Here is a 24,498-nt window from a genome sequence, read left to right on the forward strand (position 1 = left end):
CATATTTTTCATTAACATATCTACAAAATTATTATGATTTTAGAGATATATTGCAGATATTCTATAAATTACCGTACACAATTATAAAAATGATGCACAACTCTAAAGGCCCCCTACTAGAGCACCATTTATAGTGCTGCCTACTGCTTCTCTTAGTATAGCTCCCTCCGCAGCAGCAGCTACGATTAACAGGAACTATACCATCTATTTTCTATTGCAACTGCACCCGCTATACTTACGATTCCTCCAAGCACAGCACCTCCAACTGTCCCAACAGGCGCCACTATCATTACTCCTGTTTGTCCTGTAGATTTTATTGTATCCCAATAATAACCCGAAGGACGGCATGAATTACCTGAAGCACTTGATGAGCTTGAACTCTCCTTTTTCTTTTATAGAAAAACGCATCATATCGATACAATTAGATTAGATTATTACGCGTTTTAGACAATTTTCAAACCTAATTTTAAATTAAAATAAAATAAAAACACCGTACAAACAATAATAATATTTGCAAATACTATTAAAATATAACACATTATATTTTTCTTTCTCTTAACAAAATCATAAATTAAAATGAGTTTGCATAAGAAAAATTAAGAACCTTCTCTTGATTTACTCGCACAACAAAGAAATATATTTATTACGTTATTGAAATTAATCTTATTGCTATCGTTTTACAGCTACTTGACTTGGTGAATCCTTTTATTTTTCAAGCAATTATTGATGGAATTTTGCCTACTCAGCATGCTGAAAATCTCTATGTGATCGTTATCTTGATAATTGCTATCATGTTGTTTAGCACAACTCTTAGCTTTCTATCGGGCAACTTAAAAGCTTTATTCTATCAATTTTCTTATTGTTTAAGCAAAAAACTCATCCACGTAATAATATATTGAATGCACCAACAAAATCCGCACGAATAACCACATTCTACGCATATAAAAATTACCCACTTTGACAATTTTTTAGCACTATAACCGAAAAAGAATACATCTGGCTCGTATTATGAATGATACTAAATTGTATGCCATCTTACCATTGGCTTTTGTCATCAAGCTGCCATCTAAAATCGAACAGTTTAAACCTCTGATTTCTATTTCACGCTCCTTGCCAGTAACTGTGGGAATGCGGCCTATATTATTGTTCAATCTTATCTAACAATAAAAAAATCCTCATGTGAAAATTCTACATGCCTTATATCGCCAGAATAAATAACGATAATTTATGGTACAATAGAATTATTCACTCAATTTTTTTTACTTTTATAATCATGCTGACTTTCATCTCATCCCCCTAATCCATTAAATTTACGCATTGTTTTCTTATAACTTATGAAAGTCATGACCATGGAAAGAAAAGCGCTCAACAGAATATATCCAATATTCCATTCGCCTTTACCAAGCAACAATGACACAGGCAAGGAAGCAGAAAAAGCCATGGGAAGCATAAACAAAAGCCATTTTACGATGCTTAAAGGATAAATTCCTATTGGCACAAATGAAAGCTCGTAAATCATTTCATGAAAATATTCGACAGGCATCTTACGGCTAATAATAAATGTTACAAAATTAAACATCATGAAAAAACAAATATTGACAATAAAAACACAAAATATTGCAACAATAAAAGAGATCCATCTTAGCTTAAGATCGGATATATTCGGTAATGATACAAATAAATAGGCACTAACATAAAGAACAAAGAGCTTGATCAGATTAAGAGGTTTACACCAACCAAACAACATCAACAACCAGATTGAAACGGGCTTTATCAAGTATGGTTCAATTTTACCATCCGCTACTTTTTCAAAAAACGTTTCAATAGAATTAGTAAAAATATTCAAAAATATTCCAAGTAAAACAAAGACAACAAAGATAAAATGGATTTCATCTCTGCTATAGTTACCGATCTTTCCTGAAAAAGAAGATATTCTATCAATAAATATGAATTGAATAAAATAATAGCATAGAGAAAGAATAAACTCCCCAGCCAAATTCTTACCATAAACAATCTGTCGGCGGATATTCAAACTGATAAAATGAAGGATTATTTTCATCTCAACCACCCGCTCCATTATATGCTTTCATCCCTTTATTCCAAGCAATATAAATTAAGAATAAAAAACACAAAATATAAGTAAAACTTCCGAAAATAAACTGCTGAAACAACGCTAAATTTTGCGTCGCGAAAAACTCGGCAGGAGCTGATATCATGAAACGATAAGGATTAAATTGCATAAGCGGAATAAGCCACACCGGCCAAAAAGATGGTGGTAAAAGAACACCACCAAGAAGCGTTGAACTGAGGATACTGAAAGAGAGTAATATATTGTACTCAATCACCCAAAAGCTTAATAGGGCAATTCCAAAAGAGAGTAAAAAACAAAGCAATTGTGATAGAATAACAACCAGAAAAAAGAACAGAAAAGCGATAACCAATCCCAGAATATTTTCATAGGATAAAACAAGCTTAACAACAAAAAGAGCCAATAACGGGATGCTATATAATACACTCTCCCCTAAAAAAGTAAAAAGCATTTGTGTCATATAACTAAAGGGCTTTGTAAGATATACTTCTAATTGACCTTCTTTAACATGATGAGAGAAAAACTTAATCACATTATAACCATTATTTAAGCGACCTAGGACTAAAGCAAAAGCATAATAATACATCATATCATAAAAGCTAAAGCCATTGATGGTGTTGCCCGTATCAGAGAAAAGTGCATTCCATAATAGAAGTTGAATAACAAATGGCGAAAGTGTCCCAATGATAATATCGGTAAAAAACATTGCTCTATCACTTAGAACAGTGAGTAATCCATTCTTGGCAAAAAGAAACATACCAAAGCAGTGGTTAGATAAATTCTTTAAATTTAACACGGAGCATCTCTTCAAGCGAGGGAGTGGATACAGAGAACGTACAGTTCAATTCGGTTGTAATTTCGCGTACAAAACGCGCAAAATCCTCACGGAGCAGCGAAACCTCCAGCGAGCATTCTTCAGCGTTAAAGTGCTTATCTTTTAAAGGAGTAGATAATTTCAACGCAATCTCATCAATTTTTTCTACAACAGCTGAAGGTGCAGCCATGTGTTCACAAAAAAGTGTCATTCTCACCAAAGAAGGAATGACATTTTTAAGCGCATGAAGATTACCATGAAACTGTTTCTTTCCTTTATGCAAAAGAATAATATCATCGACGTATCCATCAATATCTCCCATATCATGACTTGTAATGATATACCCAGTGCCACGCTCCTTTTTCAGTTTTTTAAGAAGCTCCCTGATTTCATGCTTAGCTGTAATATCAAGACCAATACTTGGCTCATCGAGAAACAACAGTTTAGGTCTAAAGGAGAGATTAAATGCCAATTCACTTTTCACTCTCTCACCCAGACTAAGCATCCGCACTGGCTTATCCATAATATGCTCAAGACCCAGCAACTCAGCGATCTCTTTAAGATCACGGGTAAAAGAGGCGCATTCAAGACCATATAATGGTTGAACCATATCCAGACTGTAGCGTAAGGGCAAATCCCACCATAAACAATTCTTGTGACCAAAGACCACACCCAAAGACTTGAACAGATTTTTCTTCGCTTTATAAGGATCAACACCAAGGACTTTAACACATCCCTCATCAGCGTATTGTATACCAGAAAGTATTTTAATCAGTGTCGATTTACCCGCTCCGTTAGGGCCAAGAATTGCTAACGATTGCCCTGAAAAGAGGGTGAAACTCATATCTTTTAACACATGATGATTTGTATAAACCGGCTTGAAGAGAGAAAACACCTTGTTTTTAAAACCAATTCCTCTGTCAATGTTGCGATATATTTTTGAGACGTTATTAACGTCAATCAATAATGATCCCATCAGTCACTCCTAATTTCAATTTATCCCCCTTTTGAATGTTCCCATAATAAATATCTGTTTTGTTCACTAGAAAAAACAAAAGTGTTCAAGCCCTCCCTAGAGCAATAAAACGCGCCTGACGTTTTATCTCCAATTTTTTGTCTAGATATTTTTTCAATGTGATGAGTTCACTTCAATGAAGCATTAAGATACTAAAAACTTATTTCTTCTTTTATGAAAGATAGTCTTTTGGATAAACTAAGTAAGTAGAAAAATAATTGGTCATTGAAAGGAGAACTTTGCTAAGAAGGCTTCATTGTGTAAGCAAAGATACAAAGCATAAATCTATACTATAAGCATATCAAACCACATTGATAATAAAACAAACTTCCTTGACAACAGGAATTTTTTGAGAGGTTACTTTTCCTCAGCATTACTATAAAACGCCTCCATTATTCCCCATAAAAAAACTAAAATCGCTTTCTCTATTTTAGTAAATATCTTTCAGATTTTATCTAACTCATCTCCCTCAACAGACACGCCTTCCCAATATGACCTCTATAGATAATTCAAAGGAGCAGCTTCATAAACTCAGATTATTAAACGATACACCATATCCAAAAAATAACAATACAATCAATATGGATAAAGAGCTGTAGAAAGAAAGCCATGATATTCGAAAATTTCATCACTCAAAAACATAATTTTCTCATAGCGATTGACTTATCAAAAACTTCCTTCAAATGATGCCCTATTCATCTTATCAAATTTATATCAATCAAAAAGAACAAATGAAGTTTCTTTACTCTGTTTCAGCATCACTCTCATTAAAAGACAAAAGATTAAAACTTTGAACCATATGAGGTGGTAAAGGTGCAACAATGTCCAATATTCCTCCTGAAGGATGAGGAATACGAATACGACGTGCATGAAGATGAAGACGATTTTGAATTCCTCCTGGTAATGTCCAATTACTATCAGAAAAAAAATACTTTGTATCGCCAATGATAGGATGATCCATATGGGCAGCATGCACACGAAGCTGATGTGTTCTCCCTGTATAGGGTTCCATTTCAAGCCACGAAAGAGCCCGCCCTCGTGTATCTAAAACGCGATAGTAGGAAACCGCATGATGTGAATCTGGCTCCCCATGTTCACAAACACGCATTTTGTCACCTTGTGCAGTCATTTCCTTAACCATCCACGTTGAAATTTTGTCCTGCTTTTTTTTAGGCACGCCACGAACCAACGCCCAATAAGTCTTTTTTGTTTCTCGCGCTCTAAAAGCAGCTGTTAAGGACTGAGCAGCTCCCCTTGATCGTGCAACAATAAGCACCCCCGACGTCTCACGATCAAGACGATGAACCAAACGCGGCTTTTCACCTTTTTTATTGCGCCATACCTCAAGCATACTATCCATATGACGTGTTAAACCAGAGCCTCCTTGTACAGCCAACCCAGCGGGTTTATTAAAAACAAATACCTTTGGATCTTCATAAAGCAGCATTTTTTTCAAAACGGTCCCATCATCCTGCCCACGAAGTGTTTTATCGGTTATTGAAAGACTTTCCTTGTCATTAATAGGGAGAGGTGGAATACGAACAGCTTGCCCTATACAAAGACGCGTATCGGCTTTAACACGTCCACTATCAACCCGTATCTGACCAGAACGCAACAATTTTTGCAAAGCTCCAAAACCAAGTCCTGGATAATGCACTTTAAACCAGCGATCTAAGCGCATTCCATTTTCATCTGCCTCAACTTTTTTTATTTCTATGCCTGCCATGAAAATTCCCTTACCTGATAATTTTATTGATCTATTTTTGCGCCTTTATAAACACAAAAATTCATATTTTAGTTGGTTTTATCACACCATATTACAGTTAGTATCCAAAATTGCCTTTTCTTAACATCCAAATTTTATTAGCTAAAAACTAAGCGTTGTAAAAATCAACAGCCTTTACGCTTAATAGCGAATGGAGATAATTAACCGTGTCCTTATTCAAAACCTATGCACGTGTTCTCACTTACCTAAATAGAGAAAAAAATGCATCCCTTTTAATCTGTACCGCTAATGTTATGTTAGCTATTATCACTATTGCAGAACCTATTTTATTCGGACGTGTTATTGATTCTATTTCAGAAAAATCAGCTATCATTCCTACTCTTACCATTTGGGTTTGTTTTGGACTTTCACATATTATTGCTTATGTCCTTGTTGCTCGCGGTGCTGACCGCTTAGCCCATAGACGCCGCTTAACGGTTTTAACGGAATCTTTCGAACGTATCATTGCCATGCCTTTAATTTGGCATCAACAACGTGGAACTTCCAACGCACTCCATACACTTTTGCGCGCAATAGATTCCATGTCAACCATATGGCTTGATTTTATGCGCCAACACCTCTCAACGCTTGTCGCCTTATTAGTTCTCATCCCCATAGCGTTTAATATGAATTGGCGTCTTTCAATAGTCTTGGTTGTGCTTGCCATCACCTACGTATTAATTGCACGTTTAGTGATGCGAAAAACAAAAGACGGACAAGCCGCTGTGGAATGCTACCACCACAACCTTTTTAAACATGTCAGTGATTCAATCTCTAATGTTTCCATTGTACAAAGTTATAACCGAATAAAAGAAGAAGCTTCTATACTGCATCAACATACAAATGCTCTGCTTAAAGCACAAAATCCTGTTCTCAATTGGTGGGCGCTCGCCAGTGGCTTAAATCGAATGGCTTCAACAATTTCAATCGTTTGTGTTCTCCTCCTTGGAGCTTTTTTTGTTGCAAAAGATCAATTACGAGTAGGTGAAGTCGTTGCTTTTGTTGGATTTGCACAACTCATGATTAGCCGCCTAGACCAAATGAGCAATTTTATTAATTGTGCAATATCCTCACAAGCAAAACTGCAAGAATTTTTTGAAATGGAAGACTCAACCTTTCATATCAACGAACCGCAAAATCTTCCTTCCCTCCAAAATGTTAAAGGCGCCATACAATTTCATCACGTGACCTATAAATTCCCCAATTCTTCTCAAGGTGTTTTTGATATTTCCTTTGAGGTTAAAGCAGGACAAACTGTTGCAATTGTAGGGCCAACAGGGGCTGGAAAAACAACATTGATCAATCTGTTGCAGCGCGTATACGACCCTACCCTTGGGCATATCTCCATTGATGGAATAAATATATGCTCAATCAATCGCGAATCTTTACGCAAATCTCTAGCAACAGTATTTCAAGACTCGGGTCTTTTCAACCGTACTATTCATGACAATATTTCAATAGGAAAAGCGAGCGCAACAAATGAAGAACTTTATGAAGCAGCAAAAATAGCAGAAGCTCACGATTTTATTCTAAAAAAAGCTGATTGTTATAACACAATGGTGGGCGAACGAGGATCTCAATTATCCGGTGGAGAAAAACAGCGACTAGCAATTGCACGCGCTGTTTTAAAAAATTCCCCTATTCTCATTCTAGATGAAGCAACAAGCGCTCTTGATGTTGAAACAGAAGCACGTGTCAAAGATGCTCTCGATTGCATAAGCCATAACCGCACTACTTTTATTATAGCACATCGCCTCTCAACAGTACGCAATGCTGATGTGATACTCTTTCTGGATCATGGTCACTTAATGGAAAAAGGAAACTTTCAAGAATTGATCGATAAAGGGGGACGTTTCTCTAATTTTTTAAAGGCAAGTGGTTTAACAATCAAACCACCAGAAAGAGAAGGAGAAAATGTTATCCCCTTACATGAAGCCATAGCATCATAAAATTGATACTCTTTTTCAAGCAAAAAAATCCTCCTCAAGATAACAAGAGTTCTTATATATGATACAAGTAAAAAGATTTCTAAAAATGCCACAATTCATTTTAGGTATTTAAGAAAAATATTAAAACAGTTTAGTATTTTCTCTGCTATTGCAATTTTACTAGATTAGAACAAAAATATTTTCCTATATCTGTGCATATTGACGAGTATACATTCTCATTTAGGGAAAATGTAAAGGTAAAAACAATTTCCAGTTTTATCGTCTTCTTTTTACTCAGCTTTACGAATTTCAAAACGAACTAAAGAAACATCTTTTAAATAATGAATATTATGTATTGCTTTGCACTTTTGTTTATCACGTTCTTTATAGTCCTCTCATAAAGAACAGAACATCATTGTTTTGCACATTCATATGACTTTTTTAAGAAACATTTTTCAATGCTCTTAAGCCCATTTCACAACGACATTCGTGAGTGGTTTTGATTAATTTAACATACCCAGAATTTGAAATAATAAAATCCTACGAATATTCGTAGCTCTTATTCAAAAGATAAAACGATAAATTATCATTATAACTCAATGTATTAAAGCAATTTTATCATAAATAAATTAAATATTAATCTAAATCTTTAGATTTATGTGATATTCCTTTGATTTATATTGATAATTCATTACTTTATAACTTTAAATAAAGATTTATAAAGATAGGAGAATATTCTTTTCAAAACCTTTTAATAATAAACCAAAAAACTGTGTACATAACAAGCAAAATGAAAACAATAGCTCTAAGATATAACAACTCTTTTATAAGCCTTTTCAAGGAAAGAGATTTTATTCATTTGAATAACTAATCGAATAATGACAGCTTATAACTTTATAAGGAGAATCGTATGCAATAAATCTTGATTTTTCCTTTCATAAAAAGAGATGTTTCTTTAAAAAATCTATAAGAGCAACATAATAACTAGTCTTCCTAGTAAAAGAATACACAGCAAAGCATGAAGTGCTGAATAATCTATCTTATCTTAAAAAGGTGACTCCTGAAACGCTTGGACGTTATAAAGACAAACACTGTTTTTATCTTTACAATTGTATTTTTCCCCAATTACGCTGTATCTGCATTTCAGAAATACACCAGACAGATATTCATGATACATAGATGCCAACCCAATATAACAATGTAAAAAATACCTATGCAGAATGATTTCATTCTTTAATTTTTTTCAAGAAAATCTTTTAGTGCCGCAAATGCCTCATCAGCTTTGTTCCCCTCAGGACCACCAGCCTGCGCCATATCAGGACGGCCACCTCCACCTTTACCACCAAGCATCTCTGAAAGAATACGAACGAGATCTACAGCATTTAACTTATCCGTTAAATCATCCGTAACGCCGACAACAGCACTCCCTTTTCCATCCTCCGAGACACTAATAAACGCAACCACTCCAGATCCGATTTGTTTTTTCTCAGAATCGACGAGCGCCTTAAGATCCCGTGGTAAAATATTTTTAACAACGCGTCCGGTAAAAGAAAACCCATTGATGATGATAATATCACCTTGGCTCCTTTCTGTTATTCCACCACTCAACATCATTTTCTTGCGTACATCATTCAATTCTTTTTCAAGTTTACGACGATCATCAAGCAAAATTCGCGCCCGTTCTTCCACACCAGCAGAAGAAGTTTTTAAAAGATCAGCAATTTCATGAATACGTTCATCTTGGCGGCTAAGATAAAGACGTGCTTCTTTGCCTGTTAAAGCTTCAATACGCCGCACTCCAGCTGAAACAGAACTTTCAGAAACAATATGAATCAAACCGATATCACCTGTTCGCTCCACATGTGTGCCACCACAAAGCTCAATTGACCAACGCTTTTTAAATCCTCCCTTTTCAAATGGCTCCCCCATAGAAACAACGCGAACTTCATCACCATATTTTTCACCAAACAATGCCATGGCACCTTCAGAAATTGCATCATCTACAGCCATGAGGCGCGTTATTACTTTACTATTTTGCAAAATAATCTCATTGGCTAAATCTTCTATTTTTTTCAACTCTTCTGGTGAAACGGATTTTGGATGTGAAAAATCAAAACGCAACCGATCTGGCGATACAAGAGAGCCCTTTTGTGTAACATGGTCCCCCAATGTTTGGCGTAAAGCTTCGTGTAACAAATGAGTAGCAGAGTGATTCGCGCGAATTTTCTTACGACGAACAATATCAACCGTTAATTCTACACAATCAGACCTCGATGCCTGACCAGATTTCACCTCCCCAATATGGATAAAAACACCATCACCCTTTCTTTGGGTATCATGCACCTTAAAAATAAAATTTTCACCAGAAATGATACCGCTATCACCAATTTGCCCACCAGATTCACCATAAAAAGGTGTCTGATTAACAACAAGCATAGCTTTCTGATCTGAAGAAATATGATCAACAATTTTACCATCACATACAAGAGCTGTAAGAATACCTTTCGCTGTCTCAGTTTCATAACCTAAAAACTCTGTGGCCCCCACTTGATCACGAACAGAAAACCAGATTTTCTCTGTTACAGCTTCTCCAGAACCAGACCAATTGGCACGTGCTTCCTCTTTTTGGCGTTCCATCGCTTTATCAAAAGCACCAACGTCAACAGATATTCCGCGACGACGAAGAACATCTTGCGTCAAATCAAGCGGAAAACCATAGGTATCATAAAGCTTGAAAGCAACTTCACCATTCAAATAGTCTCCTTCTTTAAGATCGGTACTTGCTTCGTTCAACAAACCAAGTCCTCGTTCAAGCGTTTTACGAAAACGTATTTCTTCTAACCTTAAAGTTTCTGAAATCAAAGATTCAGCACGCACCAACTCAGGATAAGCTTGTCCCATTTCGCGATTTAAAGCAGGCAAAAGTCGCCACATTAAGGGCTCTTTAGCACCAAGAAGATGCGCATGACGCATAGCACGACGCATAATACGACGTAAAACATATCCTCTTCCTTCATTAGAAGGAAGCACACCATCAGCAATCAAAAATGCCGATGAGCGAAGATGATCAGCAATGACACGATGGCTGGCAATAAAATCACCCTTTGCCTCAATCCCTGTAATTTCTTCTGATGCAGCAATTAATGCACGAAAAAGATCAATGTCATAATTATCATGAACGCCCTGTAAAACAGCAGCAATACGCTCTAATCCCATGCCTGTATCAATAGAAGGGTGAGGTAAGTTAACACGTTTTTCCTTGGAAACTTGCTCATACTGCATAAAAACAAGATTCCAAATCTCAATAAAGCGATCACCATCTTCTTCCATACTTCCAGGAGGACCGCCCCAGATTTCATCACCATGATCATAAAAAATCTCCGAACAAGGCCCACAAGGGCCTGTTTCTCCCATCGACCAAAAATTATCAGCTGTCGCAATACGGACAATTTTTTCATCTGGAAGACCTGAAATTTTACGCCACAGTTCAGCAGCAACATCATCACTCTGATAAACTGTCACCAACAATTTATCTTTTGGCAGGCAAAATTCCTTTGTTAAAAGATTCCATGATAAAAAAATGGCTTCTTCTTTGAAATAATCACCGAAAGAAAAATTACCCATCATTTCAAAAAATGTATGATGGCGCGCCGTATATCCAACATTATCAAGATCATTATGCTTTCCACCCGCACGAACACATTTTTGTGCCGTTGTTGCCTGCGTATAAGAAGGTTGTTCAAGTCCAGTAAAAACATTTTTAAACTGCACCATCCCTGCATTTGTAAACATAAGTGTAGGATCATTCCGCGGAACAAGCGGACTAGAAGAAAGAACTTTATGCCCATTACGATGAAAATAATCCAAAAATATTGACCGAATATTATTAACACTATTCATGTTGACACCTGCTCAATACAGTACAAAACCATAAAAGAAAAATCCCCCTCATTAAATTCTCTTCGCCACGCATGGAGTCAATTTAATCAAAAATGGAATATTTGTTTTAAAAAATTGAGAAAAAAATGACTGCGTATTTAAAAACTCAAACAAAAAAACAGAAAAATCTGAAAGGGAAAAAATTATAGACGAAAAAAACACTCCATCAAATGGCTTCATCACTTTCTATATTTTCTGACCCTGCATTTTCTAACAGTTCAATCGCAATCAAACCAGCATTTTGGCGCAAAGCTGCTTCAATCTCTGTAGCTATTTCCACATGTTCACGTAAAAACTGCTTTGCATTCTCACGCCCCTGTCCTAAACGCTGAGAATTATAAGAAAACCATGCACCAGATTTTTCCACAACACCAACCTTGACACCCAAATCAATCAATTCACCTACTTTGGAAATACCTTCACCATAAATAATATCAAACTCAACCTGCTTAAATGGAGGTGCCAATTTATTTTTCACCACTTTAACGCGCGTCTGATTACCAACGATTGAATCCCTATCTTTAATGGATCCAATGCGACGAATATCTAAACGAACAGAAGCATAAAACTTTAAAGCGTTTCCACCCGTTGTCGTTTCAGGAGAACCAAACATCACACCAATTTTCATGCGAATTTGATTAATAAAAACAACCATACAGTTAGAGCGAAAAATTGCTGCGGTTAATTTTCGTAACGCTTTACTCATTAACCGAGCTTGCAATCCGGGCAAAGCATCACCCATTTCACCGTCAATTTCTGCTCGCGGAGTTAAAGCTGCGACAGAATCCACAACAAGCACATCAACTGCACCAGAACGAACCAACGTTTCTGTAATTTCCAATGCCTGTTCACCGGTATCTGGCTGAGAAATGAACAAGTTTTCTAAATCAACACCAAGCTTACGCGCATAAATAGGATCAAGCGCATGCTCTGCATCAATAAAAGCACAAATCCCACCACCTTTCTGTGCCTCAGCAATAGCATGGAGAGCCAATGTTGTTTTCCCAGAACTTTCTGGTCCATAAATCTCAACAATACGCCCCTTCGGTAATCCACCAATCCCTAAAGCAATATCCAAGGATAACGACCCTGTTGGAATTGTTTCAATTTCAACAACCTGCTCTTTTTGCCCAAGACGCATAATCGAGCCTTTACCAAAAGAACGTTCAATTTGTGAGAGAGCAGCATCGAGAGCTTTTGTTTTATCCACGATTATATCCTTGACCGAATTCATAATAACCTAAAAATTTAGTGTACACTGTACTTTTAATTTAACTAAAGGCTTGAGTTTAGATTTTCACAGACTATTTCCATTCCTATCTCCACATTATGCCCATAAACATTCATGACCATCACAATAAAGAATTGGCATTGCTTATCTTATGACACATAATAAACTCTAATAAAGTAATATCTCTATGGGAGCATAGTTAACATATTTATATCTCTCTAGAAAAGGAACAATTTAATTTTAAACACAATGTTCTACAGCCCTTCTGCTTATCCCTTTGATTAAATACTTGAGAGACTAAGAATTCTCCTGCTATTGATCACAAAAAAACGCATCATCAATCAACCTCATACCCTATTGCATCGAAGAACAAAACGCCATTGTGTTGCATATTCATACACTTGATTTAAGAAACATCTCTCAAAACTTCTAAGCTCGTTTTGTGACAACACCTATGAATGTGGTATACTACAAAACCCTTTAGGCGCCACCATCTTTACTCTATGGAAGGAGAAAGCCGGCACCCATCACACTATTTATCATCCCCCAATGTTGCAACAGTTCTCGGCACTTGAGACAATTCATAAGAAGGATTTTTAGTCCTTTCTTGTACAGTTTTTATCACACGGTAATCCTGCTTGTAACATGCAAGTAAATGATTTGATTGATTCAACAAATAACAGACTTGGGATGAGAGAAATTTACGGTATTTGAAACTTTCATTCAACTTACGAAACAGTCTATTATTATAAGTCAATATATTATTTAATAAAACCAAAAAAAATAAAGCAGCTTAAAAGTTGAATGATATATTTAAATTTGAAAAACTATGTACTTTCGAAGATATCAAAAAAAATCTCTACAAGCAATGCAATAAATGTTTAAAATATAAGCTAAATTTCTCATACAATAACATAAGAGATCAATAAAAAACGTATTTCAACTCAAATTTTACTTTGATCTTTACGTTTTTTGCGCAACTGTTGCCACCACTCAAGACGTTTCACAATTTCACGCTCAAAACCACGCTCAACTGGTTTATAATAACTCTGACGCCCAAGTTTTTCGGGAAAATATTCTTGTCCTGAAAAAGCGTCTGGTTCATCATGGTCATAACAATAACCACTTCCATACCCTTCTTCCTTCATAAATTTCGTAGGAGCATTAAGAATATGCTTAGGAGGTGATAAAGAGCCATTTTTGCGCGCACAACGCAGTGCTGCTTTATACGCGAGATATGCTGCATTTGACTTTGGCGCAGTTGCAACATAAAGACATGCTTGCGCCAAAGCCAACTCTCCTTCTGGTGATCCTAAATAATCATAAGCATCTTTTGCTGCATTACAAATGACAAGAGCTTGAGGATCCGCCAAACCAATATCTTCAACAGCCATACGAACCAATCTTCGCCCAATATAGAGAGGATCTTCACCAGCATCCAACATACGTGCCAAATAATAAAGCGCAGCATCAGGATCAGATCCACGAACGGATTTATGCAACGCTGAAATGAGATTATAATGCCCATCTCGTCCTTTATCATAAATGGGCGCACGACGCTGAATAACTTTTTGCAAAGCAACAACATCAAGAATCTCTCCCAATGGAGCAATAGACCAAACTTCCTCTGCCAATGTTAACGCTACCCGCGCATCACCATCAGACATCTCTATCAAAACGTCTCTGGCATCATTATCCAAGGGAAGAGTTTTTCCCTCCACTTCTTCAGCACGCTTCAAAAGCATGTCCAAACTTTCATGATCATGAGAAAGAAATGTTAAAACACGTGCACGCGAAAGAAGGGCAGCATTCAGTTCAAAAGAAGGATTTTCGGTTGTTGCACCTATAAGTACCACAGTACCCTCTTCCATCACAGAAAGAAAACTATCCTGCTGAGCACGATTAAACCGATGAATTTCATCAACAAAGAGAAGTGTTTTATCCCCAGATATAAAACGCCTCTGCGCAACTTCAAAAATCTTTTTAAGTTCAGAAACTCCTGTAAAAATAGCAGAAACCTGTTCAAACGCGAAATTTGTTTCAAGGGCTAACAAACGTGCAACGGTCGTTTTTCCCGTCCCTGGAGGTCCCCAAAAAATCATCGATCCAATTGAGCCAGTTGCCGCCATACGTGAAAGCAAACCATCCTCTCCAATCAAATGCTTTTGTCCCACAACATCATTGAGAGAACAAGGGCGCATTCTTTCTGCAAGTGGCTGATTTTTATTAACTTGAAAATCAAACGACGAAGTAAAAAAATCTTTCTTCAAAAAAAACCTCAACGAATAAATTGGCGAATATACATACCATCACGTTCATATTCCAATTGCCACATATTTGAGCGACCTTGCATAAGAACCTTTTTCAACTGATGAACTGTTTGAATTTTATGGCCATTTACAACACGTAGAATATCTCCTGACTGAAAAATTCCAGCTGCATTGCTCATTTCCTCAAGATTGGTAATCACAACCCCTTTTGCAGATATAGGAAGATGAAAACGTCGACTATTTTGCGGTGTTAAATCTAACACCTCAGCACCAGCAAGAGGACTGTCACCCGTAATTTTTTCAGATTTTAAAAATGCAGTTTCTGATATTGATGAAACTGTTATTTGTGTTTTTAAAGTTTTTCCACTTCGTAAATATTCCAAGGCAAGACTATGCTCAACGTCAGCTGTCATCAAACGATAACCAAGACTATCTGGACTGTCAACGCGTACCCCCTGCACACTCAAAATAACATCACCTACTTTCAATCCAGCTTTTTCAGCAGGACTATCTTTGATAACTTCAATAATCAGAGCACCATAGGGACGTTCTAAACCTAAACCACCAGCAATATCAGGTGTAACATTTTGAAAAGAAGCCCCAATATAAGGCGGCACAAAATATTTTCCACCGCGTTTAACAGTATTAAGCATTACTTTTACAAGATTAACTGGAATAGCAAAACCAATCCCTACCGAACCACCGGAACGCGAATAAATAGCCGTATTAATTCCGATTAACTGACCTTTCATATCAATTAAAGCGCCACCAGAATTCCCTGGATTAATGGCTGCGTCTGTTTGAATAAAAAAGTCAAAATCAGAAATCCCAACACGTGTACGCGCTTGCGCTGAAACAATACCACTTGTAACTGTTTGACCAACACCAAAAGGATTACCAATAGCCAGAACAAGATCACCAACTTCAACAGCATCAGAATTTCCCAAAGAAAGAACAGGAAATTGAGCATCTTTTTCCTCAACTTCAAGAATTGCAATATCAGTCGCTTCATCTTTGAGCACAACCTTACTCTCAAACTCCCGCCCATCAGAAAAAGCCACTTTAATTTCGCTTGCATCTTTAATGACGTGGTAATTTGTAACAATCAAACCACATGCATCAACAATCACCCCTGATCCTAATGACGATTGCTTACGAACAGGAAATTTATTTTGAAAACGACCAAAAAATTGCTCAAAAAATGGATCGCCTTCAAAAGGTGATCGTGCTCTAATTTGTCGAGCTGCATAAATATTTACAACAGATGGAACTGTCTTTTTAACTAAAGGAGAAAATGAAAGAGTGATTTCTGTTTGTGTTTGAGGAACATGAGCATATACATGATCAAATGATATCTGCATCATAATTGCAAAAAAAATCCGCACCCAAAAAGAATACCTCATAATCCACTCCTTATAAAATCAGCACATTCTGTTGAAGATTAATAGAATAAAAAAACGCATCCCCGCAAATTAAGGATCTCTATTAATATTTCATAATAGAGAATAAAAACAACCTATTCGAACAATAAATATTATAAAAATAAGATAATTCAATACTCTATAATTTTCTCTCTGCACCTATTTCTCAACTAAAATAAACTTAAAAATACTCACAAAAAAACCGCCCAAAACAAGGCGGCCTTTAAAAATCCAACAGAATAAAAAAAACTCTACGAAGATGTTCCCTTTTCATTCTCAGAAGCCTCCATGCGAGCACGATCCCCAGCACCCTTCGCTTCAACATCACGATCAACAAACTCTATAACAGCCATGGGTGCATTATCACCGGTACGAAACCCCGCTTTCATAATACGCAAATACCCACCGTTGCGTGATGCATAACGTGGCGCAAGCGTATCAAATAATTTTGCAACCTTTCCCGCATCACGAAGTGCTGCAATTGCTTGCCGACGCGCATGCAAACCACCACGCTTACCAAGAGTAACGAGTTTTTCAACAATAGGACGAATTTCTTTAGCCTTTGGAAGCGTTGTCACAATCTGCTCATGCTCGATCAACGAAGTTGCCATATTTGCAAACATCGCTTTACGGTGACTGGCAGTACGATTCAACTTGCGTCCTGACTTACTATGGCGCATAAGCCCTCTCCTTAAATTCTAATTTTAATATTGATCTTCATAACGTTTTGCAAGATCATCAATGTTCTCAGGCGGCCACGCAGGAATTTCCATTCCAAGATGTAAACCCATACACGCCAAAACTTCTTTAATCTCATTCAACGATTTGCGACCAAAATTCGGTGTCCGAAGCATTTCAGATTCTGTTTTTTGAATCAGATCACCAATATAGACAATATTATCATTCTTAAGACAATTTGCCGAACGAACTGAAAGTTCTAATTCATCCACTTTTTTGAGAAGTGCAGGATTAAAAGAAAGCTCAGAATCAACCTCTTCAATAGGCTCCTTCTGTGGCTCTTCAAAGTTAATAAATAACGATAATTGATCCTGAAGAATGCGTGCTGCAAAAGCAACAGCATCCTCTCCATTAACAGCACCATTCGTTTCAATCGTTAAGGTCAATTTATCATAATCCAAAACTTGACCTTCACGCGTATTTTCCACTTTATAAGAAACTTTACGAATTGGTGAATAAAGACTATCAATTGGAATAAGCCCTATACGTGCATCATCAACACAATTACGATCAGATGGAACATAACCCTTTCCTGTGTTGACAATAAATTCCATACGAATCTCAGCATCTTCATCAAGAGTACAAATAACATGATCTGGATTTAGAATTTCCATATCCCCGACTGTACTTATATCTCCCGCTTTCACGACACCAGGCCCCTCTTTATAAACGACGACACGTTTAGGCCCTTCTTCTTCCATACGAAGCGCAATTTCTTTTATATTCAGAATAATATCCGTAACATCCTCACGCACACCTGGAATCGATGAAAATTCATGCAAGACACCGTCAATCTGCACAGCAGTAATAGCAGCACCACGAAGCGAAGATAACAACACGCGACGAAGCGCATTTCCTAAGGTTAAACCAAAACCACGCTCAAGAGGCTCAGCAATCACACTTATAATATTTGGATTATCATGTGCACATGATTCAACCTTATTGGGTTTAATAAGTTCCTGCCAGTTTTTCTGGATCATATTTTTATTCCCGTTCTTTAGTTCCGTTACCATTCAATCGTAACGACCAATGTGAACATCAGAGAAATCTCCGACAACAAAAAACAACACCCAATTAAACACGCCGCCTTTTCCGTGGACGACATCCATTATGAGGAATTGGTGTTACATCGCGAATAGAAGTAATGACAAAACCAACAGATTGCAATGCACGTAGAGCAGATTCACGCCCTGATCCAGGCCCACAAACTTCGACTTCCAAAGAACGCATACCATGCTCTTGCGCTTTTCTTGCACAATCCTCCGCAGCAACTTGAGCAGCAAAAGGTGTCGATTTACGCGCACCTTTAAACCCCTGAGCCCCAGCAGATGACCAAGCAATTGCATTACCCTGAGCATCAGTAATAGTAATCATTGTGTTATTAAATGTTGAATTAATATGCACAACACCCGATGAAATATTCTTACGTTCGCGACGACGAACACGTGTGGCTTCCTTGGCCATAATTTCCCTTTCAACGATCTCATCACTGCCGTAACATCAGCAGCTCCACCTTTTTTTCCTTGTCAAACAAATCAAACAAGAAAAAATAATATATAAAAACCTTCCACAAAGGCCCTTATTTCTTCTTACCAGCAATTGCCTTAGCCGGACCTTTACGCGTACGGGCATTCGTATGTGTACGCTGTCCTCGGACAGGCAAAGACCGGCGATGACGCAATCCTCGATAACAACCAAGGTCCATCAAACGCTTAACATTCATAGCAACCTCACGACGAAGATCACCTTCAACTTGATAGCCCTGATCTATAGCCTCACGAATCTGCAGCACCTCAGCATCTGAAAGCTCATGCACACGACGCCCCAAAGGAATGCCAACTCTTTCAATAATTTCTTGAGCAAATTTTGGTCCAATCCCGTGGATATATTGAAGCGCAATAATTACACGCTTATTTGTCGGGATATTGACGCCAGCAATACGAGCCACGCCTACTCTCCTTAGTTATTTTGACAAATTGTTATAAAATACCTGATATACCTTACAGAAAAAAAATAGACTCAGAAAAAAATTCTTCCGAATCCTCTTATTTCACTAAAATAAATTAAATTTACTTCTGATAGATTTCATCTCAAAAGTCAACTCTTTTCATTTATTTCTAAAAAAAATCTCATGAAAGAAAACTTCTAATCATACGTGTCACTTCAGCAACACCAATCATTCCATCAACAACTTTCAACATTCCCCTCTCTGAATAAAACTTTGATAAGGGAGCAGTTTTTTCACGATATTCCACTAATCTTTTTGCAAAAGCAACAGGATTGTCATCTAAACGAACCTGTCCACCAGCCGCTATTGTTTCCTCAACACGCTTCTTCATACGTTCAATCAACACGTCTTCATCAACACACAACTCAATAACAGCATTAAGCCGCGTATTTTTTGAATCCAGTATCTGTTGCAACGCTTCCGCCTGCCCCACAGTTCGCGGATATCCATCCAAAACAAAACCGTTTACACAATCAGCTTCATCAATCCGATCTGATACGATTTGGTTAACAATACTATCAGGAACCAAAGCACCAGAACTTATAATAGCTTTAGCTTTTTTACCAATCTCCGTTTCTTTGGCAATCACCTCACGCAACATATCCCCTGTTGATAAATGAGGAATGTTATATTCCTCAGTCAACATTTTTGCTTGCGTACCTTTTCCCGCTCCAGGAGGACCTAAAAGAATAACTCTCATCGATTCCTTCTACCTCCACGAAGTTTTGATTTTTTTATCAACCCTTCATATTGGTGGGCAACAAGATGCCCCTGAATTTGAGCAACCGTATCAAGTGTAACAGTAACAACAATCAACAAGGATGTTCCCCCAAGATAAAAAGGAACCTGTAATGCAGATATCATAAATTCAGGTAACAAACAAACCAAGATAATATAAACAGCGCCCACAACAGTAATACGCGTCAAAACGTAATCAATATATTCGGCTGTACGCTCACCTGGACGAATCCCTGGAATAAAACCAGAATGCTTTTTCAACTGATCTGCAGTATCACTTGGATTAAACACAATAGCTGTATAAAAAAAGCAAAAAAACGCCATTAAAAATGCATAAACAATCATATAAAGTGGCTGTCCATGACCAAGAGCATAAGAAATCTCCTGAACCCATTGTGGCATTTTATCAGAAAAATTATTAATAGTGGCAGGCAATAATAATAAAGATGAAGCAAAAATAGGTGGAATAACACCAGCAGTATTCAACTTTAAAGGAAGATGCGACATATCTCCTTGAAACATTTGATTACCGACCTGACGTTTCGGATATTGGATAAGAATTCGCCGTTGTGCACGCTCTATAAAAACAATAAGCCCAATAACCAAAACAGCAATAAGAACGATTCCTATTAAAAGAAAAGTTGATAAATCAGCCTGACTATGAGCTGTCAAAAGCTGAGCAAAAGTAGAAGGAAAGTTGGCTACAATCCCTGTAAAAATGATAAGAGAAACCCCATTACCAACACCACGTGACGTAATTTGCTCGCCAAGCCACATAAGAAACATCGTTCCGCCAACAAGTGTAATAACAGAAGAAAAACGAAACATAAGACCTGGTTCTAAAACAATTTGAAGCCCCGACCCTATACCGCTTTCAAGCGCAACCGCAATACCAAAAGCTTGTAGAATTGCCAATACGACTGTTACATAACGCGTATATTGATTGATAATCTTACGACCTAAATCCCCTTCTTTTTTAAGAGTCTCCAAAGAAGGAATAATAGATGTTAACAATTGCACAATAATAGATGCCGATATATAAGGCATGATACCCAGCGCAAAAATAGCCATACGCCCAACGGCACCTCCAGCAAACATATTAAAGAGTCCTAATACACCAGACGCGTGATGTTCAAATGTTTGCCGCAAAGCATCGATATTGATACCTGGAAGAGAGATGTAAGTGCCAAAACGATATACAAGAAGCGCCAACAGAGTAAACCAGATGCGTTTCTTTAATTCAGTTGCACGCGAAAAGGTACCGAAGTTTATATTGGAAGCAAATTGCTCTGCTGCTGATGCCATAAAACGTCTCCACTTTACACTCCAGTTCTTTAAATCACAGAAGTATAATCCTAAAATTCACATACGCATACACAAATAAATGCAGAACTTAAACAAGTCTCCACAAAAGATCCCACAAAACAAATATAATTCTTCTTTAGGTCTCTATCCATATTAAAAAAATTATCGAGCAATATCAGGAAAAATGACCTGACCACCCACTTTTTCAATCTTAACACGAGCAGCTTGTGAAGCACCAGAAACATGAAAGGTAATCTTAGCCTTCAAATCACCATCAGAAAGAAGACGAACCCCATCTTTTTCACGACGAATAATACCAGACTCTTTCAAAGCAATCATATCAACAGGCTTTTCAATATTCAACTTACCCGCATCAACTGCCAACTGAATACGTCCTAGTGAAACTTCATTGTAGGTTTTGGCAAAGAAATTTCTAAATCCACGTTTTGGCAAACGACGATAGATAGGCATTTGCCCACCTTCAAAACCATTAAGGGAAACACCAGAACGTGACTTTTGCCCTTTTACACCACGACCACCAGTCTTACCCATACCGGAACCAATGCCACGCCCAACACGCTTACGATTTTTTATTGCGCCTTCGCAATCACGCAGTTCATTGAGTTTCATATATAATACTCCCGCAACCCTTAACCTTCATCTATAACGCGAACAAGATGCCGAACCCGAGCAATCATACCCCGCACACAAAGTGTATCATCTAAAACGCGCCGACGACGCATTTTATTTAGTCCAAGCCCCTTTAAGGTTGCACGCTGAATCTGTGAGTTTCGAATAGGGCTTCCAATTTGCTCCACCGTCACAGTTTTATTACTCTGAGATTTTTTCTGAACCATTTCCTAATTCCTTTTCTGATAATCTCAGAAACTACCCTTCTAGGTCAACTAAATGGCGACGACGCGCCTGCAAAGTCGAATATTTTATACCACGTTGAGCAGCAATATCCCTAGGATGCATTTGATGTTTCAATGCATCAAATGTTGCACGAACCATGTTATAAGGATTCGACGATCCTAGCGATTTTGCAACGACATCCTGCATACCAAGAGCTTCAAAAATAGCACGCATCGGTCCCCCAGCAATAATACCAGTACCAGCAGAAGCCGAACGTAGCAAAACACGCCCAGCTCCGTGACGACCTTCAAGATCATGATGCAATGTACGCCCAGACCGAAGCGGAACATAAATCATCCCACGCTTTGCAGATTCCGTTGCTTTACGAACGGCTTCGGGAACTTCACGGGCTTTACCATGTCCAAAACCCACACGTCCTTTTTGATCTCCAACGACAACAAGAGCAGCAAAACCAAAACGCCGACCACCCTTTACAACTTTAGCAACACGATTGATATGAACGAGCCTATCGACAAATTCATTATCGCGTTCTTCTCTATCACCACGTTCTTTTTGTGCCATTCCTCATTCCTTTTTCTTTTCCGGAAGCACGATAACAAAGTCCCTCACCAAACTGGAAGAACTTAAACGAAAAACTCTAAACTCTCCTTACTCATTCATAAATAAGAAATTTTAGAAATTCAAACCACCTTCACGAGCAGCCTCAGCTAAAGCTTTGACGCGACCATGGTACACATACGCTCCACGATCAAAAACCACCTCATTAACACCCGCTTTCTTCGCACGCTCAGCAATTAACTTACCAACAGCAAAAGCTGCCTTTTTATCAGCACCACTCTTTAACGACTTTTTTAAATCACTTTCAAGAGTAGAGGCTGAAACAAGTGTACATCCCCGCAAATCATCGATAACTTGAGCATAAATGTTCTGATTTGAACGATAAACACTAAGCCGAGGACGATCATGAGAAACCATTTTAATTCTACGACGAACACGCCTTGCACGACGTTGGATAATGTCCTTAGATGAAACCATAATACAAAATCCTTATTTCTTTTTACCTTCTTTACGGAAGATACGTTCATCTGCATGCTTAACACCCTTACCTTTATAAGGTTCAGGCCTACGATACTCCCGAATCTCCGCTGCAACTTGTCCAACTTGCTGTTTATCAATTCCAGAAACAACAATTTCTGTTGGCTTAGGAACAGTCACAGTAACACCCGACGGAACTTTATAAACCACATCATGCGAAAAGCCCAGAGATAGTTGAACATCCTTACCCTGCAAAGCAGCACGATAACCAACCCCATTAATCTCCAACCTCTTTTCAAAACCATCTTTCACACCACAAAAAATGTTCTCAATCATTGAGCGCGACATTCCCCATTTAGAACGCGCATCTTTTGACTGATCCCGCGGCATAACTGATATAATATTTTCCTCAAGTTTGACTAAGACTTCATCATTGACGACGTAACTCAGCTCACCTTTTGGACCTTTTGCCTTAACCAGCTGACCTTCAACAGTAGCAGTAACTCCAGAAGGAATTGAAATGGGTTTCTTTCCAATACGAGACATTGTTCTAACCTACTTTTTCTTCCGTTTTCTTGACATAACTTAGAAAACACGACAAAGGAGTTCTCCACCAACATTCTGTTCACGCGCCTCATGATCTGCCATGACGCCTTTAGGAGTCGATAAAATCGAAATACCAAGACCATTAGCCACCTGTGGAAGTGACTTAGCAGAAACATACACACGACGCCCTGGCTTTGATACACGTGCAATCTCACGAATAGCAGCCAGCCCTTCAAAATACTTCAATTCGATTTCAATCTCAGCTTTCCCATCACCTAAATCAATTTGATTATATCCGCGAATATAACCTTCCGACTGAAGAACATCAAGAACGTGCGCACGAAGCTTCGAAGCTGGAGTAACTACTTTACCTTTTTTACGACCAAGTGCATTACGAATACGTGTTAACATATCACCAAGAGGATCTGACATAGACATTAAATAATCTCCTCTTACCAACTAGATTTTACAATACCAGGAATATAGCCAATAGAGCCAAGCTCACGCAACGCAATTCGCGACATTTTTAATTTACGATAATAAGCCCGCGGACGACCTGAAACCTCACAGCGATTACGAATACGAACTTTCGAAGAATTACGCGGTAACTCTGCCAACTGAACAGAAGCTTTAAAACGTTCTTCAAGAGAAACCTTCTGATCCATAACTATTGCTTTCAAACGTGCACGACGGGCAGCATAACGCTTTACCATCACCTCACGACGCTTATTTTTTTCAACGGCACTTACTTTGGCCATAATCTCACCTCACTATGTTTGC

The 24,498-nt window shown here is 37.8% G+C and carries 22 protein-coding genes; 1 reads left to right on the top strand and 21 read right to left on the bottom strand.

Features of this window, described 5'->3' with window-relative positions; genetic code table 11:
• Positions 1 to 1,288: 1,288 nt before the first annotated feature.
• The 4 genes from ACFILY_RS03045 to ACFILY_RS03060 all read right to left on the bottom strand — a co-directional run bounded on the left by ACFILY_RS03045 (position 1,289) and on the right by ACFILY_RS03060 (position 5,644).
• A complete protein-coding gene (locus ACFILY_RS03045) occupies positions 1,289 to 2,077 on the bottom strand; it encodes an ABC-2 family transporter protein (RefSeq protein WP_375637444.1) in 789 nt (262 codons plus the stop codon).
• The gene (locus ACFILY_RS03050) at positions 2,061 to 2,885 is read right to left on the bottom strand and encodes an ABC-2 family transporter protein (protein ID WP_375631291.1); all 825 of its coding nucleotides are present in this window, start codon (positions 2,883 to 2,885) and stop codon (positions 2,061 to 2,063) included. The genes ACFILY_RS03045 and ACFILY_RS03050 overlap by 17 nt, the downstream gene beginning before the upstream one ends.
• Positions 2,860 to 3,879 (bottom strand): ATP-binding cassette domain-containing protein, encoded by a 1,020-nt coding sequence (locus ACFILY_RS03055; RefSeq protein WP_375637443.1) that lies wholly within the window; start codon positions 3,877 to 3,879, stop codon positions 2,860 to 2,862. Before ACFILY_RS03055 ends, ACFILY_RS03050 begins: the two co-directional genes overlap by 26 nt.
• Positions 3,880 to 4,660: 781 nt before the next feature.
• The gene (locus ACFILY_RS03060) at positions 4,661 to 5,644 is read right to left on the bottom strand and encodes an RluA family pseudouridine synthase (RefSeq protein ID WP_375637442.1); all 984 of its coding nucleotides are present in this window, start codon (positions 5,642 to 5,644) and stop codon (positions 4,661 to 4,663) included.
• Between the two features lie 206 nt (positions 5,645 to 5,850).
• Here ACFILY_RS03060 and ACFILY_RS03065 point away from each other — a divergent pair, with 206 nt between their 5' ends.
• Entirely contained in the window at positions 5,851 to 7,632 is a 1,782-nt protein-coding gene (locus ACFILY_RS03065; protein WP_375637441.1) for a glucan ABC transporter ATP-binding protein/ permease, read from the top strand.
• A gap of 1,212 nt (positions 7,633 to 8,844) precedes the next feature.
• Here ACFILY_RS03065 and alaS read toward each other — a convergent pair.
• The 17 genes from alaS to rpsN form a co-directional block, all read right to left on the bottom strand.
• A complete protein-coding gene (gene alaS, locus ACFILY_RS03070; protein WP_375637440.1) occupies positions 8,845 to 11,511 on the bottom strand; it encodes an alanine--tRNA ligase in 2,667 nt (888 codons plus the stop codon).
• Between the two features lie 205 nt (positions 11,512 to 11,716).
• Positions 11,717 to 12,760, bottom strand: coding sequence for a recombinase RecA (gene recA / locus ACFILY_RS03075; RefSeq protein WP_273791424.1), 1,044 nt, complete (start codon positions 12,758 to 12,760; stop codon positions 11,717 to 11,719).
• Positions 12,761 to 13,725: 965 nt separating this feature from the next.
• Positions 13,726 to 15,051 (bottom strand): replication-associated recombination protein A, encoded by a 1,326-nt coding sequence (locus tag ACFILY_RS03080; protein ID WP_375631286.1) that lies wholly within the window; start codon positions 15,049 to 15,051, stop codon positions 13,726 to 13,728.
• Positions 15,052 to 15,059: 8 nt separating this feature from the next.
• Positions 15,060 to 16,454: a DegQ family serine endoprotease gene (locus ACFILY_RS03085; RefSeq protein WP_375637439.1), complete on the bottom strand. Its 1,395-nt coding sequence runs from the start codon at positions 16,452 to 16,454 to the stop codon at positions 15,060 to 15,062.
• A 269-nt stretch (positions 16,455 to 16,723) separates the two neighbouring features.
• Positions 16,724 to 17,152, bottom strand: coding sequence for a 50S ribosomal protein L17 (gene rplQ / locus ACFILY_RS03090; RefSeq protein WP_273791421.1), 429 nt, complete (start codon positions 17,150 to 17,152; stop codon positions 16,724 to 16,726).
• A 24-nt stretch (positions 17,153 to 17,176) separates the two neighbouring features.
• On the bottom strand, positions 17,177 to 18,190 hold the full coding sequence (locus tag ACFILY_RS03095; RefSeq protein WP_273791420.1) for a DNA-directed RNA polymerase subunit alpha: 1,014 nt from the start codon (positions 18,188 to 18,190) through the stop codon (positions 17,177 to 17,179).
• A 94-nt stretch (positions 18,191 to 18,284) separates the two neighbouring features.
• Entirely contained in the window at positions 18,285 to 18,674 is a 390-nt protein-coding gene (gene rpsK / locus ACFILY_RS03100) for a 30S ribosomal protein S11 (protein ID WP_007347762.1), read from the bottom strand.
• Between the two features lie 115 nt (positions 18,675 to 18,789).
• Positions 18,790 to 19,158: a 30S ribosomal protein S13 gene (gene rpsM / locus ACFILY_RS03105; protein WP_026500557.1), complete on the bottom strand. Its 369-nt coding sequence runs from the start codon at positions 19,156 to 19,158 to the stop codon at positions 18,790 to 18,792.
• Between the two features lie 181 nt (positions 19,159 to 19,339).
• Positions 19,340 to 19,918: an adenylate kinase gene (locus ACFILY_RS03110; RefSeq protein WP_375631284.1), complete on the bottom strand. Its 579-nt coding sequence runs from the start codon at positions 19,916 to 19,918 to the stop codon at positions 19,340 to 19,342.
• On the bottom strand, positions 19,915 to 21,261 hold the full coding sequence (gene secY, locus ACFILY_RS03115; RefSeq protein WP_273791418.1) for a preprotein translocase subunit SecY: 1,347 nt from the start codon (positions 21,259 to 21,261) through the stop codon (positions 19,915 to 19,917). The genes ACFILY_RS03110 and secY overlap by 4 nt, the downstream gene beginning before the upstream one ends.
• 162 nt (positions 21,262 to 21,423) lie before the next feature.
• On the bottom strand, positions 21,424 to 21,891 hold the full coding sequence (rplO, locus tag ACFILY_RS03120; protein WP_273791417.1) for a 50S ribosomal protein L15: 468 nt from the start codon (positions 21,889 to 21,891) through the stop codon (positions 21,424 to 21,426).
• Positions 21,892 to 21,911: 20 nt separating this feature from the next.
• Positions 21,912 to 22,118: a 50S ribosomal protein L30 gene (rpmD, locus tag ACFILY_RS03125; RefSeq protein ID WP_375631283.1), complete on the bottom strand. Its 207-nt coding sequence runs from the start codon at positions 22,116 to 22,118 to the stop codon at positions 21,912 to 21,914.
• Positions 22,119 to 22,149: 31 nt separating this feature from the next.
• Positions 22,150 to 22,698: a 30S ribosomal protein S5 gene (gene rpsE, locus ACFILY_RS03130; RefSeq protein ID WP_273791415.1), complete on the bottom strand. Its 549-nt coding sequence runs from the start codon at positions 22,696 to 22,698 to the stop codon at positions 22,150 to 22,152.
• Between the two features lie 111 nt (positions 22,699 to 22,809).
• Positions 22,810 to 23,172: a 50S ribosomal protein L18 gene (rplR, locus tag ACFILY_RS03135; RefSeq protein ID WP_273791414.1), complete on the bottom strand. Its 363-nt coding sequence runs from the start codon at positions 23,170 to 23,172 to the stop codon at positions 22,810 to 22,812.
• Between the two features lie 12 nt (positions 23,173 to 23,184).
• A complete protein-coding gene (rplF, locus tag ACFILY_RS03140; protein WP_273791413.1) occupies positions 23,185 to 23,718 on the bottom strand; it encodes a 50S ribosomal protein L6 in 534 nt (177 codons plus the stop codon).
• 39 nt (positions 23,719 to 23,757) lie between these two features.
• Positions 23,758 to 24,156: a 30S ribosomal protein S8 gene (gene rpsH / locus ACFILY_RS03145; protein ID WP_375637438.1), complete on the bottom strand. Its 399-nt coding sequence runs from the start codon at positions 24,154 to 24,156 to the stop codon at positions 23,758 to 23,760.
• A gap of 14 nt (positions 24,157 to 24,170) precedes the next feature.
• Positions 24,171 to 24,476, bottom strand: coding sequence for a 30S ribosomal protein S14 (gene rpsN / locus ACFILY_RS03150; protein ID WP_273791412.1), 306 nt, complete (start codon positions 24,474 to 24,476; stop codon positions 24,171 to 24,173).
• Between the last annotated feature and the right edge of the window lie 22 nt (positions 24,477 to 24,498).

The organism is Bartonella sp. CL25QHWL (assembly GCF_042195335.1).
GTDB lineage: Bacteria > Pseudomonadota > Alphaproteobacteria > Rhizobiales > Rhizobiaceae > Bartonella.